We start from the raw sequence: 13,807 nt of genomic DNA, 5'->3' as shown, positions 1-13,807 counted from the left end.
GAGCGCGTCATGCCCCAGCCCCGGATTGCCGTCGGTGGTTTTCTCCACGAAACCAATACTTTTGCGCCCAGCCCGGCGACCTACGAGGATTTCCTTCGCGGTGGCGGCGCACCACCGCTGAGCGAAGGGGAAGCGATCTTCGATGCGGTGGCGGATAGCAATATCGGTCTGTGCGGTTTCATCGATGCTCCCGAATCCCGAGCGTGGACACTGATTCCTACCCTCTGGACGGCAGCGAGTCCGTCGGCTCACGTCACGCAGGATGCCTTCGAGCGGATCGCGGCGCGTCTGCTGGCGTCGATCGACAAGGCCATGCCGCTCGATGGCATCTATCTCGACCTGCACGGCGCCATGGTCACCCAGCGTTTCTATGATGGCGAAGGCGAGTTGCTGCGCCGTGTGCGGGCATTGGTGGGTGAAGAGGTCCCGATCGTGGTCTCGCTGGATCTGCACGGCAACGTTACGCCGGCAATGGTCGAGCAGGCCGATATGCTGATCGCTTATCGAACCTATCCACACGTCGACATGGCAGAGACCGGTGCGCGCTGTGCCAAGGCGTTGGCGAAGTTGTTGGGGGGAAGTCCGCGCCCCGCCAAAGCGTTTCGTCAGCTCGATTTTCTGATGCCGATCGCCTGGCAGTGCACGGCGGAGGAGCCGTGCCGCTCGCTCTATGCCGGGGTAGCCGCGATGGAGAGCGAGTCGCTGCCCTCCGTTTCGTTTCTGACCGGCTTTCCGGCCGCCGATTTCGCCGACTGCGGCCCTTGTATCGTGGTCTATGGCATCGATTCGGTCACTGCCGAGTCTGCCGCCGACACACTGATGGCACGGATTGCCGCACAGGAGCCGGCATTCGCCGGGCGGGTGCTCGATCCCGACGCCGGGGTACGCGAAGCAATGCGCCTGGCCGATGGTGCGACCAGACCGGTGGTGATCGCCGATACCCAGGACAATCCGGGAGCAGGGGGCAACTCCGACACCATGGGCATGCTGAAAGCGCTTATCGCTTGCGGGGCCGAGCGCGCCGCGATCGGCAACGTGTTCGACCCGGCAGCGGCCGAGGTCGCGCACGAGGCGGGCGTCGGCGCAGTGGTCCGGCTGGCGCTGGGTGGTCATTCCGGCGTGGAAGGGGACTCGCCGCTGGAGGCGGAGTTCATGGTCGAAGCGCTCTCGGACGGCTGCTTTGTTGCGCCCGGCCCGTATTACGGTGGCGGGCGCCTCGAGATGGGACCGTCCGCCTGCCTGCGAATCGGCGACGTGCGCGTCGTGGTGGTCAGCCGCAAGGCACAGATGGCGGATCAGGCGATGTATCGCTCGGTGGGCATCGAGCCGTTGGAGCAGGCCATTCTCGTCAACAAGAGTTCGGTGCACTTTCGGGCCGACTTCGCGCCGATTGCCGAAGCCATTCTGGTCTGCGCCGCGCCGGGACCGATGGCGGTGGATCCGTCCAATCTGCCATGGCAGCGGCTGCGTCCGGGTATGCGGACTTCGCCGCTGGGAAGACCATTCACGCCTATTGCCGAGCCCGCCTGATCTTGGGTTCCGCCAATACCGATTTTCCGTTCCAAGGAGTTTTCATGACCACGTTGCCGCGTATCGACGCCTTTACCGACGAACTGATCGAGATTCGTCACGACATCCATGCCCACCCGGAGATCGGCTTCGAAGAGCAGCGCACCTCCGCAATCGTCGCCGCCTACCTGCAGGCGCTGGGGGTCGAGATACACGCTGGAATCGGCAAGACCGGCGTCATCGGCCTGATCGACGGCAAGCGTGGGCCGGGCAAGACGATCGGACTGCGTGCCGATATGGATGCGTTGCCGATGACCGAGGAAACGGCGCTGCCGTTCGCCTCGAAGCACCCCGGTCGATTTCATGGCTGTGGCCACGACGGCCATACCACGATGCTGCTGGGTGCGGCGCGCTATCTCGCCGAGACGCGAGACTTCGCCGGACGCGTGATGCTGATCTTCCAGCCCGCGGAGGAGGGGCTGGGTGGCGCGCGGGCGATGATTGCCGAAAAGCTGTTCGAGCGCTTTCCCTGTGACGAAATCTATGCATTACACAATGCGCCGCACCTCGATCACGGGCAGATTCGGGTGATGAGCGGCAAGGCCATGGCGGGCGCGGAATTCTTCGATATCGTCATTCGCGGCCGAGGCAGTCATGGTGCCCAGCCCAATAACGCACGAGATCCGATCGTGGTAGCGACCCAGCTTTCACAGGCCATGCAGAGCATCGTCAGCCGCAATACCGACCCGCTGGACGCTGCCGTGGTCTCGATTACCCAGTTGCACTCGGGCTCCGCCTACAACGTGATTCCGCAGTCGGCCACGCTCTCCGGCACCATTCGCACCTTCGACGACGGCGTCGCCGCACTGATCCACGAGCGCATCCGCGAACTTTCCGCCGGGGTGGCCAACGCCTACGGCGTCGAGATCGATGTCGATATCCGCAATATCTTTTCGGTACTGGAGAACCATGCCGAGCAGACCGGGGCGCTGGAAGCAGCGGCCAAGGAGATCGTCGGTGACGCCAATGTCGGCGATCTCGGCCGCCCGGCAATGGGGAGCGAAGACTTCGCCGACATGCTCAAGGTAGTGCCCGGCTCCTACTGTTGGGTGGGACATGCCGGCGATATTCCGGTCCATAATCCGGCGTTCGTGCTGGACGACGGCATTCTGCCGGTCGGTGCGAGCCTGCTGGCACGGGTTGCCGAGCGTCGCCTCAACGAGCTGGCGGATGTGGCCGAGTCCCGGGCGGTGAGCGCATGAGTCTTGCCCGGGGGTTCGTGAAGGCGCTCGAATTCGATATCGATGACATGATTGCCGGGCTGAAGCGCTGGGTCGAATGCGAAAGTCCGACCTTCGATGCCCACGCCGTCAATCGCATGATGACACTGGCGTCGGAAGATCTGGTCGATCTGGGGGCTTCGGTCGAGCGCATTCCCGGTCCGACCGGACTCGGCGATTGTCTCAAGGCGAGCTTTCCGCACCCCGCGAGTGAGCAGGGCGGTATCTTGATCATGGCGCATCTCGATACGGTGCATCCCGTCGGGACGCTGGAAACCTTGCCGTTCAGGCACGAGGGCGGTCGCTGTTACGGTCCCGGGATCTGTGACATGAAAGGTGGCACGTTCGCTGCACTTCACGCCGTGGCCGCGCTGCGTCAGGCCGGCATCGACACGGCCCTGCCGATTCATGTACTGCTGACCTGCGACGAGGAGGTCGGCAGCCCCGGCACCCGCGAACTGATCGAACGGGAAGCGGCAAGACATCGCTACATTCTGGTGCCGGAACCGGCGCGGGTCGGCAACGGCGTGGTTACCGGCCGGTATGCCATCGCCCGTTTCGACCTGCTGGCCCACGGTCGGCCGAGTCATGCCGGCGCCGCATTGGCCGAAGGGCACTCGGCGATTCGCGAGATGGTGGCGCGAATTCCAGAGATCGAGGCGATGACCGACGATGACTGTACCTTCAGCGTCGGTGTGGTGCAGGGCGGTCAATGGGTCAACTGCGTGTCGACGACCTGTCGCGGCGAGGCGCTGAGCATGGCCAAGCGCCAGACGGACCTGGATCGCGGGATCGCGCGCATGCTGCAACTGAACCAGCGCGAGGAGGGTGGCGTGGGCTTCGAGGTCAGACTCGGCGTGGTACGCCCGGTATGGGAGCCGAACGAGGCAACGCTAGCACTCTACGGTCACGCCAAAGCGGTTGCGGATGAACTGGGAATGTCCCTGCCGCACTCCAGTAGCGGCGGCGGTTCCGATGGCAACTTTACCGGGGCGATGGGACTGCCCACACTCGACGGATTGGGCCTGCGAGGTGCCGGCATTCATACCTTGAACGAACATATCGAGGTCGACAGTCTGATCGAGAGATCAAGACTGATGGCCGGGTTGATGGCAAGGCTGGTTTAGCGATTCGAACGATTCGAGGCGTCTCTACGAGACGCCTCGAGGAAAAGGGCGATTTCAGTCGTCGATACGCCCGCGCAGGCGTTTCTTCTGGCCGTGTTTCGTCTTTTGATCGACCCGCTTTCGCTTTGCGCTACGGCTGGGTTTAGTCGCCTGGCGAGGTTTGTCGCCGTAGAGCACGGGCTTGATCAACTGCTTGAGCCTGGCCAGCGCGGCTTCACGGTTGAGTTCCTGCGTACGATGCTCCTGCGACTTGATCACGATGACCCCGTCGCGGGTGATGCGCTTGTCGCTGAGCGCCAGCAGCTTTTCCTTGAACCCGGAGTGCAGGCTCGAGGCGCGGATATCGAAGCGCAGGTGAATCGCCGAGGAAACCTTGTTGACGTTCTGGCCGCCGGCGCCCTGGGCGCGGACGGCGATCAGTTCGATCTCGTTGTCGGGGATCGATACGTTGCGGGAGATTTCCAGTGGCATTGCTAACTCCCGAGTCGGTGGCTATGGAGTGTCTTTCTCCAGGCGCCAGCATCAGGCCTCGCCCGGCAGCGCGCCCATCGTCTGGCCCATGCTGATCGGGCTGCCTTTCGGATCGAAATCCCCGAAAGCCATCTCTCGGCCCATGCACATCACCACGGTGGAGCCGAGCTTGAAACGGCCCATCTCCTGTCCCTTCTCGATCACGATCGGCTCATCGAAACGCGTGGTCTGCACGCGACCGCTCAGCGGCGTGACCTGGCCGGCCCAGGTAGTCTCGATGGCAGCGACGATCATCGCGCCGACCAGCACTATCGCCAGCGGCCCGTGCTCGGTATCGAAGATACAGACCAGGCGCTCGTTGCGGGCGAACAGGCCGGGCACGTGATTGGCAGTGGCCTGGTTGACCGAGAACAGCCGCCCCGGCACGTAGGTCATCTCGCGCAGGGTGCCGGTCATGGGCATGTGGACGCGATGATAGTCCTTCGGCGACAGGTAGACCGTGGCGAAGCTGCCCTGGCGAAACGGTGCCGCGCGGGAAACGTCGCCGCCGAGCAGGGCGCCAAGCGAGTAGGTCTGTCCCTTGGCCTGAATCAGGGTGCCGTGTTCGATACGGCCGTAGCGTGACAGCACGCCGTCGGCGGGGGAGACCAGGCCTTCGCCGATGGGGCGAGCGTCGGGCTTGAGCGCGCGGGTGAAGAAGTCGTTGAAGCAGGCGTAGGCGGTCGGGTCCGGCTCCAGGGCCTGGCTCATGTCCACACCGTAGGTGTGAATGAAACGACGGATGAACAGATCCTTGACCCAGGGAATCCGGCATTCGGCGACCAGGCCGATCAGTCGCGAGATCGCGTGGTGAGGTAGCGGGTACTGAATTCTGGCGAAGAGTTCCTGGCGATCCACGATGATGACCCCGGTATTGGAAAGACGGACGAACTGGAAGGCGGACAAGGTAGCGAGACCACCCGGTCCGCGCAATAGAATGAGCTACGAGCTACGAGCTACGAGCTACGAGCTACGAGCTACGAGCTACGAGCTACGAGCTACGAGCTACGAGCTACGAGCCGGCGGCCGTCACTTCTCGACTGGCGTATCGTCGCGGTTGCCCCACTCCTTCCACGAGCCGGGATAGGCGCGAACGTTGTCGTAACCGAGCGCCTTGGCGGCGAGCCAGGTCAGTCCGCTGCGGTGGTGGGTCTGGCAGTGGGTCACGATCTCCTTGTCCTGGGTCAGGCCGCGGGCTTCCAGTTCGGTGACGAGTTCGGCGTAGTCGCGCAGACGCAGGTCGTGGTCCTTATCCATCACGTCCAGCCAGTCGAAGTTGACCGCCCCGGGGATATGACCCCGCTTGCGATTGTCGCCCTTGGTGCCCCGATACTCCTCGTCGGAACGGGCATCCCAGATCGCGAGCGCAGGATCGCCGAGTCGCTCCATCAGTTCCTCGCGCCGGATCAGGACCTGCGGATTGAGGTAGGCCGCTTCGTACTGGCTGGGCGTGGACGAGGCGGGCGCGGTGGAGACCGGCTGACCGTCGGCACGCCAGGCGTGGATCCCGCCGTTGAGGTACGAGTAACGGCGGTGGCCGATCAGCTCCAGCGTCCAGAGCAGACGCCCGGCCCAGCCGCCTCCTTCATCGTCGTAGGCGACGACATGGGTCTCCGGCGTCAGCCCGAGCTCGGAAAACAGCGCGCTCAGAGCAGCTTCGGATGGCACGTCGTTGGGCACCTCGCCGGTGCCGGCCAGCAGGCGGCGGGATTCGAGGAAGATCGCACCCGGCACGTGACCCGATTCGTAACTTTCGGCCTTGAGCGGCACATCGATGATCAGCAGGTGCGGGTCTTCGAGGTGCTGCGCTAACGTGGCCGGGTCCAGAATCAGTGGCAACTGAGGGGTTTCCGAGCTCATGAGCGGTGACTCCTGTCGTGATCGTTTCTGTCGTGATCGTGCTGCAGCAATGGGCATGATGATGGCACACGTGCCTGTCGCCAGGATAGCGGATGGCGTCGCGAAGCGGATCCGCTATACTGCGCGCCGCTCGAGAGTGGCGGCCACCCGTTCGCAAGGTCGAATTCGGACGGGTTTTTTCGGCCCGATGACCTCTCGGCCCTTTTCATGGGGACCATCCTCGTATACAAAATTCACGGACGCGAGCGGTTCGCGTCACCAATAACAATCATGATTGCCAGGAGATTGCTGCGTGCTTGAAAAAATGTTCTCTCTGCGCTCGCTGGGGACGACGGTCAAAACCGAAGTGCTGGCGGGCATCGCGACCTTCCTGGCGGCGATGTACATCATCGTGGTCAATCCTTCGATTCTTTCCAGCGCCGGTGTTCCGTTCGCCGGTGCCCTGACGGCCACCGTGCTGATCAGCTTTTTCGGCAGCGTGATGATGGGCCTCTATGCGCGTAACCCGATCCTGGTGGCGCCGGGCATGGGGATCAATGCGCTGTTCACCTACACCATGGTGCTGGGGGCGGGCATCGAGTGGCAGACCGCGCTGGGCTGCGTGTTCTGGTCCGGCGTGCTGTTCGGCCTGCTGGCGCTGTTCAACGTGCGCCGCTACGTGGTCGATGCGATCCCGGCAACGCTGCGTCACGCCATTGCCTGCGGCATCGGCCTGTTCATTACCGTGATCGGCCTGGTCAACGCCGGCATGCTGGTCTCCAATCCGGCCACGGTGGTCGGTCTGGGCGAAATGACGCCGACGCTGGTCACGTTTCTGATCGGGCTGGGGATCACTGCCGTGCTGGTGGCGCGCCGCATTCAGGGCGCGCTGATCCTGGGCATCGTCGTTACCACGGTACTCGCCATTCCCATCGGCCGGCTGTGGGGTGATGCCAGTGCCGTGTCGCCGACAGGCTCGCCGACGCTGGTCAACTTCCAGGGCATTTTCGCCTGGCCCGATTTCGGTGCGCTGTGGCAGGTCGATTTCATCGGCGCGCTATCCATCGCCTATTGGCCGTTCATCTTCGTGATCCTGTTCACGACGTTCTTCGACGCGATGTCGACATTCATCGGCGTGTGTCAGGCGGGTAACCTGCTCGACGAGGACGGCGAGCCGCGCAACATTCGCCGTTCGATGATGGTGGACGCGTTCTCGGCGTTGATCTCCGCGCCATTGGGCACCAGCCCGGCCAACGCCTATGTCGAATCCGCGGCCGGTATCAGTCAGGGCGGGCGTTCCGGGCTGGTCGCCGTGGTCGCGGGGCTGCTGTTCCTGCCGTTTCTGTTCCTGTCGCCGCTGCTGGCACTAGTGCCGGCCATCGCCACCGCGCCGGCGCTGATCATGGTGGGCGTGTTCATGCTCTCGCCGATTCGCACCATCGACTGGCAGCAGTACGACGATGCCATCCCGGCGTTCGTGGCGATGATGCTGATTCCGCTGACCTACTCGATCACCCACGGCGTGGTGTTCGGCTTCCTGACATTCGTCGCGGTCAAGGTGGGGGTCGGCAAGGCGAAGGAAGTGCGCCCGGCGATGTGGGTGCTGTTCTTCCTCTCCATCCTGATGTTGTTCGAAGGCTGAACCAGATGGCCTGCGCTCGACACTCTTTGTTAAAAAAGCGGCCTCTGATTGCCATCTTCGTTGGTGCATCGCATTTCTGAGCCAGGTTGGCTTTCTCGAAGGCTTGCACCCGAGACGCCTTTCGGAACGGCGCTGAACGCAGAGCGTCGAGCCGGGTCTCGCGTCATGGATGACGCGAGAGGCGCGTTGGGCAGGATGCCCTTTCGCGCCGACCCGAGCGCAGGCGCTCTAGCGTTCGGAGTCCGCCGTTCTGTGGCGTCAAAAAGGGGAGTTTGAGGGGCTTGCCCCTCAAGAATAACGTGCAGGAGGGCGGTAGCGGCCTCGTCAGTGGTGATCTGGTAGTGTCTGAATGAGTCAGCCCAGGCATTGGTGGATGATTGGATATCGCCGCGTCTCAGGACGCGGCGATCCTTTTGGTCATCATCAAAATCATGCCTGAGAGATGTGTTTCTGGCAGCGGGGCTACGACTGTCGAGTCTTGATCCAGCCTGCTGCTCACCCTGACGAGGGGGCTTAACGCTCGCCCCCTCGCCGCTCCCCCTCTTTTCGCGCCACAAAACGACGAAACCCTGAACGACTGCCGCTTGCGCTCGGGTCGGCGCGCAAGGACATCCCTGTCCAGGCGCGCCTCTTGTGGCATCCATGCCACAAGACCCGGCTCAGCGGGCGCCGTTCAGCGTCGTCTTGAAAGGCGCTGGGGCGGCTTCGATAACCCCTGGCGACTCTCAGGACGCGGCGATGTCGTCTCTGATGCGCTGAAAACTGGCGAAACGCTGGGGATGAATGTCGCCACGTTCGACGGCATCGAGCAGGGCGCAGCCGGGTTCCTGACGATGGCGGCAGTCGCGGAATCGGCAGTGGCCGAGATAGGGGCGGAATTCGATGAAGCCTTCCGCCAGTTCGCGCTCGTCGAGATGCCAGAGGCCGAATTCCCGGATGCCGGGCGAGTCGATCAAGTCGCCTCGTCGCGTTCCGTCGAGCGCCGTCTCCAGCGGTAGCGGGTAGAGGCGGGCCGTGGTGGTGGTGTGCTTGCCTTTGCGGGTATCCGTCGACAGCGCGCCGATCCGTAAGGTTTCGGCGGGCAGCAGTTTGTCGATCAGCGAGGACTTGCCGACCCCGCTCTGGCCGACGAAGACGGAAGTTCGCGCCGCCAGCCGTGCATGCAGCGCGTCCAGCCCGTGCTCGCCGCGCGCGGACGCTTCGATCAGCGGGTAACCGAGCCGATCGTAGCGTGCCAGCAATTCGCGCAGCGCGCCGCCCTCAGGTGGCAGCAGGTCGCTCTTGTTGAGCACTAGCACGGGCGGGATCCGGGTATGTTCCGCGGCGACCAGGTAACGGTCGATCAGGTTGGGATGCGGCTCCGGCTCGACCGCGACCACGATCAGGATCTGGTCGATATTGGCGGCGACGGGGCGCAGTTGACCGTGGGCATCCGGGCGTTCGAGCACGCTGTGACGCTCGCCGCGGGCGACCACCACGCCGCTGCCATCGTTGGCCTGGCGCCAGACCACCTGGTCGCCGGTCACCAGCCCTTCGAGATTGGCGCGCAGATGGCAGCGGTGCAGCCGGATCTGATCACCCTCGACGGACTCGACCTCCAGCGAGCGGCCGAAGTGGGCGGCGACGCGGCCGGGCTGCTCGGCTCCGTATTCGCCGGCATCGAGACGTTCGCTATCGCGGTCGTCCTTCTTCAACGCTCGTTCGGTGCGTTCGGCCTGGATCTTCTCGACGCGCCAGCGCTGTTGTCGGCTCAGTTTGCGGCGGCTCATGGTTTACGGTGACTCATGGTTTTCGGTTCTGGCTGTTGGTGTTTGCCCATCCGTCGTGCCCCGGGGGTAGAATGGCAGGCATTGTAGCCTTTACCGACTTGTCGTGTCCGCCCGCGTCCGCGCGGCCGAGGACACCGAATCTGGAGTTGTTCATGTCTGATCCATCCGCCACTAACTCATCCGCCTCTGCCCCATCCGCTGCCGGCACACGTAGCGACCTTCTGGTCTGGATCGATCTGGAAATGACCGGTCTCGATCCTGATCGGGAACGCATCATCGAGGTGGCAACGCTGATTACCGATGCCGAGCTGAACCTGGTCGCCGAAGGGCCGGTGCTGGCCGTGCACCAGCCGGACGCCCTGCTCGATGGCATGGACGAGTGGAACCAGAAGACCCATGGCGAATCCGGCCTGATCCAGCGGGTCCGCGAGAGCGCCATCGATACGGCGGAAGCGGAACGCCGTACCCTCGCGTTTCTCGCCACCTATGTCTCGCCCGGTACCTCGCCGGTCTGCGGAAACAGCATCCACCAGGATCGCCGTTTCATGGAGCGCGAGATGCCGGCGCTCAACAATTTCTTCCATTATCGAAATCTGGATGTCTCGACGCTGAAGGAGTTGGCCAAGCGCTGGAATCCGGCAGCCGCGAGCGGTTTCACCAAGCGCAACACGCACCAGGCGCTGGACGACATCCGTGAATCGCTGGCGGAGCTCAAGCATTACCGCGAGACGTTCCTGAAGCTGCCTTCCTGAAGGCCGGAGTGTGACGGCGCGCGACCCGTGGCGACCCGTTTCGTAACGGTCTAGACGCTGGCGATGCGTGCCTCGCGCTTGCGCCGTTGCTCTTCCAGCGCCCAGCGCACATGTTCGCGAACCAGATCGGAGGGGTAGGCGAGACGCGCGCGCAGGGCGCTCTCGACCCGTTCGCTCCAGGGCGCGTTGCCCAGGCCGATGGCGAGATTGCGTAGCCAGCGCTCGTAGCCGATGCGCCGAATCGGGCTGCCTTCGGTGCGCTTGAGGAATTCGGTCTCGCTCCAGGCAAACAGGTCGATCAGCTCGGCGCGGTCGAGATCGTGACGCGGCGCGAAATCCGGCTCGGTGCTGGCGCGAGTGAAGCGGGTGAAAGGGCAGAACAGCTGGCAGTCGTCACAGCCGTAGACGCGATTGCCCATGGCCCGGCGGAACTCGACGGGAATGCTGCCGTGAAGTTCGATTGTCAGGTACGAGATGCAGCGCCGCGCGTCGATCACCTTGTCGTCGATGATGGCATTGGTGGGGCAGGCGGTCTGGCAGCTGGAGCAGGAGCCGCAGTGCTCGCGCTCGAAGGGCGGGTCCACCGGCAGTGGCAGATCGGTATAGAGTTCGCCGAGGAAGAACAGCGAGCCGGCCTGGGGGTTGAGCAGCATGGCGTTCTTGCCGAACCAGCCCAGTCCGGCTTTCTGGGCCAGGGCGCGCTCCATCACCGGTGCGGAATCGACGAAGGCGCGATAGCCGATCGGGCCGACTTCGTCCTCGATCCGGCGGGCCAGTTGATCCAGCCGCTTGCGAATCAGTTTGTGATAGTCGCGCCCCAGCGCGTAGCGTGAAACATACGCCTTCTGCGGTTGTCCCAGTATTCTCGTGGTCTCGACCTCGGGCGGCAGGTAGTCCATGCGCGCGCTGATCACCCGCAGCGTCCCGGGTACGAGCTCCTGCGGCCGAGTGCGTTTGCTTCCATGCCTGGCCATGTAGTGCATCTCGCCATGATGTCCGGCGTCCAGCCAGCGCTGCAGATAGCGCTCATGGGTCTGCAGATCGGTATCCGTGATACCGATCGCCTGGAAGCCGAGTTCTCGTCCCCACTGCTTGATGCGTGAGGCGAGTTCGTCGAAATCGATGCTGGATGGGTGTGACATACCGCAGAGAAGCCAACGGAGATGGAAGTGTCGGGTGCGCTACCCTACACCACTAATGAGCCGAGCGTCAGTCGAATGGCAGATGTGACGCCATCTGGCGTCCTCATCGGCAAATCCTCTATCGGAAGATGACAGGAGTCACGATGACCGCCTCTTCTTTTCAGCGGCCGCTTTATCTGGCCGAGCAGGTGCGCGAGCTGGATCGTCGAACCATCGAGGCCGAGGGCGACAGCTTCGCATTGATGCGGCGCGCCGGCGAGTCGGCCTATGACACGCTGCGTGCCCGCTGGCCACAGGTGCGTCGTCTCTGCGTGCTGTGCGGTGGCGGCAACAATGGTGGCGACGGTTACGTCATCGCGGCACTGGCTGCCGCCGAGGGCCTGGTGGTCGACCTGGTCGCGCTCAAGCCGGTCGCCGAACTCGAGGGTGACGCGCGCCGGGCGGCGGTAATGGCAGCGGAGGCAGGCGTCGAAGCGGTCGACTGGAACGACGAGCTGACCCTGGATGGCGAGCTGATGGTCGATGCGATGCTGGGCACCGGCGCCAGTGGCGCGCCTCGTGAGCCTTATGCCGCTGCCATCACTGAGGTCAATGCCAGCGGCCGTCCGGTCATGGCCGTCGACGTGCCGTCCGGGGTCGATGTCGATACCGGCCATGTCGAGGCCGAGGCGATCAGTGCCACGCTGACGATCACCTTCATCGGCGACAAGTTCGGTCTGCATACCGGAGCGGCGCTCGACAGGGTTGGCGATATCGTCTATGCCTCGCTCGGCGTCGATCCACTACGGCATGGCGATATCGTGCCGGTGGCCTGGCGCCAGGCGCGCGAGGATCTGGCGGCGGCGCTGCCGCCGCGAACGCCCAATAGCCACAAGGGAGCTCATGGCCATGTGCTGGTGATCGCCGGCGCGCCGGGCATGGGCGGCGCGGCACTGATGACCAGCGAGATGGTGGCGCGTGTCGGCGCCGGCAAGGTGAGCCTCGCTACCGATGCCGCTCATGTCTCGGCCAGTCTGACCCGCTTTCCCGAGATCATGGCACGAGGCGTGCGTGGAGCACCGGATCTCGAGCCGATGGTCGAGGCAGCCGATGTCGTGGCCGTGGGGCCGGGTATCGAGACCGGTGCCTGGGGTCAGGCCGCGCTGCAGAGCGCACTCGATGCCGGCAAGCCCTGCGTCATCGATGCTGACGGCCTCAACCTGCTGGCGGGCGACGAACGGGAGCGCCGTCGAGACGACTGGATATTGACGCCGCATCCCGGCGAAGCGGGGCGCCTGCTGGGCATTTCCACCGCCGACGTCCAGCGGGACCGACGCGACGCCGTCATCGCCCTGCACCGGCGCTGGGGCGGTACCATCGTGCTCAAGGGCGCGGGTACGCTGGTCTACGACGGCGAGCGGCTCACGCTCTGTCCGTTCGGCAACCCGGGCATGGCCAGTGGCGGCATGGGCGATGCGTTGACCGGCATCATTGCGGGACTCGCCGGGCAGCTCGAATCGCCCGGCGAGGCGGCTCGGATCGGCGTGCTGCTTCACGCCCTGGCCGCGGATGCCGCGGCGTCGGATGCCGGCGAGCGTGGTTTGCTGGCGACTGATCTGGCATCCTATGCGCGAACTTTGGCCAACCCTCAACCTGTCTCGAGTCATGCCGATCACACTTAGCGATGAAGCCGCCCAGGTGGCCTTTGGCGAATCCCTGGGCCGAGCGCTGGCCGGTCGTGGTCAGGTCCACCTGATCGGCGACCTGGGGGCCGGCAAGACCACGCTGGCAAGGGGCATCCTGCGTGCCCATGGCCATGAAGGGGCGGTCAAGAGCCCGACTTACACGCTGGTCGAGCCCTACGAGACTGCATCGGCCCGAATCTACCATTTTGACCTTTACCGCCTGGGCGATCCCGAGGAGCTCGAGTTCATCGGTGCCCGCGACATGATGGGTGACGACGCGCTCTGTCTGATCGAGTGGCCGAGCCGCGGCGCCGGCTGGCTACCCACGCCCGATCTCGAGATACACCTCCGGGTCCATGCCTCGGGCCGGATCGCCTGGGGCATCGCGTACAGCGAGCACGGAAGTGCCGCGCTGACGCAGCTGCCGGCGGGGCTGCGCGATTCGATGAGCGGTGAGGAACCCGTGAGTCACAAGGAAGATGAATGCTGACAGAAGTGCAACAGGCGCCTCATGACGCCCGGCCCGGTCGTGAGTCGTTATGGAATTTCGTCGCCATCCTGTGTCATGCCGCA

The 13,807-nt window shown here is 64.3% G+C and carries 12 protein-coding genes; 7 read left to right on the top strand and 5 right to left on the bottom strand.

Features of this window, described 5'->3' with window-relative positions; translation table 11 throughout:
* Positions 1-9: 9 nt before the first annotated feature.
* From CCD76_RS09900 to CCD76_RS09890, 3 genes are read left to right on the top strand one after another with little or no spacing between them, the layout of a single operon-like run.
* Positions 10-1,530 (top strand): M81 family metallopeptidase, encoded by a 1,521-nt coding sequence (locus tag CCD76_RS09900; protein ID WP_087719355.1) that lies wholly within the window; start codon positions 10-12, stop codon positions 1,528-1,530.
* Between the two features lie 44 nt (positions 1,531-1,574).
* Positions 1,575-2,771 (top strand): M20 aminoacylase family protein, encoded by a 1,197-nt coding sequence (locus tag CCD76_RS09895; RefSeq protein ID WP_087719354.1) that lies wholly within the window; start codon positions 1,575-1,577, stop codon positions 2,769-2,771.
* Positions 2,768-3,916 carry a M20/M25/M40 family metallo-hydrolase gene (locus CCD76_RS09890; protein WP_087719353.1) on the top strand — a complete coding sequence of 383 codons (1,149 nt, stop codon included), beginning with the start codon at positions 2,768-2,770 and terminating at the stop codon, positions 3,914-3,916. Before CCD76_RS09895 ends, CCD76_RS09890 begins: the two co-directional genes overlap by 4 nt.
* A gap of 54 nt (positions 3,917-3,970) precedes the next feature.
* On the opposite strand, the gene arfB is transcribed toward CCD76_RS09890, so the two are convergent.
* From arfB to CCD76_RS09875, 3 genes are all read right to left on the bottom strand, one after another.
* Entirely contained in the window at positions 3,971-4,387 is a 417-nt protein-coding gene (arfB, locus tag CCD76_RS09885) for an alternative ribosome rescue aminoacyl-tRNA hydrolase ArfB (protein WP_087719352.1), read from the bottom strand.
* Between the two features lie 51 nt (positions 4,388-4,438).
* Positions 4,439-5,332: an archaetidylserine decarboxylase gene (gene asd / locus CCD76_RS09880; protein WP_373419414.1), complete on the bottom strand. Its 894-nt coding sequence runs from the start codon at positions 5,330-5,332 to the stop codon at positions 4,439-4,441.
* 123 nt (positions 5,333-5,455) lie between these two features.
* Positions 5,456-6,286: a sulfurtransferase gene (locus CCD76_RS09875; protein ID WP_087719351.1), complete on the bottom strand. Its 831-nt coding sequence runs from the start codon at positions 6,284-6,286 to the stop codon at positions 5,456-5,458.
* 304 nt (positions 6,287-6,590) lie between these two features.
* On the opposite strand from CCD76_RS09875, the gene CCD76_RS09870 reads away from it, so the two are divergent.
* The gene (locus CCD76_RS09870; RefSeq protein ID WP_087719350.1) at positions 6,591-7,907 is read left to right on the top strand and encodes an NCS2 family permease; all 1,317 of its coding nucleotides are present in this window, start codon (positions 6,591-6,593) and stop codon (positions 7,905-7,907) included.
* Positions 7,908-8,632: 725 nt separating this feature from the next.
* Here the strand turns inward: CCD76_RS09870 and rsgA are convergent.
* Positions 8,633-9,676, bottom strand: a complete 1,044-nt coding sequence (gene rsgA, locus CCD76_RS09865; protein ID WP_087719349.1) for a small ribosomal subunit biogenesis GTPase RsgA — start codon at positions 9,674-9,676, stop codon at positions 8,633-8,635.
* Positions 9,677-9,828: 152 nt separating this feature from the next.
* Here rsgA and orn point away from each other — a divergent pair, with 152 nt between their 5' ends.
* Positions 9,829-10,428, top strand: a complete 600-nt coding sequence (orn, locus tag CCD76_RS09860) for an oligoribonuclease (RefSeq protein ID WP_087719348.1) — start codon at positions 9,829-9,831, stop codon at positions 10,426-10,428.
* Between the two features lie 50 nt (positions 10,429-10,478).
* Here orn and queG read toward each other — a convergent pair whose 3' ends face one another.
* Positions 10,479-11,570, bottom strand: coding sequence for a tRNA epoxyqueuosine(34) reductase QueG (gene queG / locus CCD76_RS09855; RefSeq protein WP_087719347.1), 1,092 nt, complete (start codon positions 11,568-11,570; stop codon positions 10,479-10,481).
* A 143-nt stretch (positions 11,571-11,713) separates the two neighbouring features.
* Between queG and CCD76_RS09850 the strand changes: the two genes are divergently transcribed.
* On the top strand, positions 11,714-13,231 hold the full coding sequence (locus tag CCD76_RS09850) for an NAD(P)H-hydrate dehydratase (protein ID WP_087719346.1): 1,518 nt from the start codon (positions 11,714-11,716) through the stop codon (positions 13,229-13,231).
* A complete protein-coding gene (gene tsaE, locus CCD76_RS09845) occupies positions 13,215-13,724 on the top strand; it encodes a tRNA (adenosine(37)-N6)-threonylcarbamoyltransferase complex ATPase subunit type 1 TsaE (protein ID WP_087719345.1) in 510 nt (169 codons plus the stop codon). The genes CCD76_RS09850 and tsaE overlap by 17 nt, the downstream gene beginning before the upstream one ends.
* Positions 13,725-13,807: the final 83 nt, after the last annotated feature.

Source organism: Salinicola salarius (assembly GCF_002179555.1).
Lineage (GTDB): Bacteria > Pseudomonadota > Gammaproteobacteria > Pseudomonadales > Halomonadaceae > Salinicola > Salinicola salarius_A.
This window is presented reverse-complemented; position numbering and strand designations above follow the sequence as displayed.

Bases quoted from the DNA above. Each gene is read 5' to 3' on its own strand.
- CCD76_RS09900 (WP_087719355.1), top strand. From the start codon at position 10: ATGCCCCAGCCCCGGATTGCCGTCGGTGGTTTTCTCCACGAAACCAAT.
- CCD76_RS09895 (WP_087719354.1), top strand. From the start codon at position 1,575: ATGACCACGTTGCCGCGTATCGACGCCTTTACCGACGAACTGATCGAG.
- CCD76_RS09890 (WP_087719353.1), top strand. From the start codon at position 2,768: ATGAGTCTTGCCCGGGGGTTCGTGAAGGCGCTCGAATTCGATATCGAT.
- arfB (WP_087719352.1), bottom strand. From the start codon at position 4,387: ATGCCACTGGAAATCTCCCGCAACGTATCGATCCCCGACAACGAGATC.
- CCD76_RS09875 (WP_087719351.1), bottom strand. From the start codon at position 6,286: ATGAGCTCGGAAACCCCTCAGTTGCCACTGATTCTGGACCCGGCCACG.
- CCD76_RS09870 (WP_087719350.1), top strand. From the start codon at position 6,591: ATGTTCTCTCTGCGCTCGCTGGGGACGACGGTCAAAACCGAAGTGCTG.
- rsgA (WP_087719349.1), bottom strand. From the start codon at position 9,676: ATGAGCCGCCGCAAACTGAGCCGACAACAGCGCTGGCGCGTCGAGAAG.
- orn (WP_087719348.1), top strand. From the start codon at position 9,829: ATGTCTGATCCATCCGCCACTAACTCATCCGCCTCTGCCCCATCCGCT.
- queG (WP_087719347.1), bottom strand. From the start codon at position 11,570: ATGTCACACCCATCCAGCATCGATTTCGACGAACTCGCCTCACGCATC.
- CCD76_RS09850 (WP_087719346.1), top strand. From the start codon at position 11,714: ATGACCGCCTCTTCTTTTCAGCGGCCGCTTTATCTGGCCGAGCAGGTG.
- tsaE (WP_087719345.1), top strand. From the start codon at position 13,215: ATGCCGATCACACTTAGCGATGAAGCCGCCCAGGTGGCCTTTGGCGAA.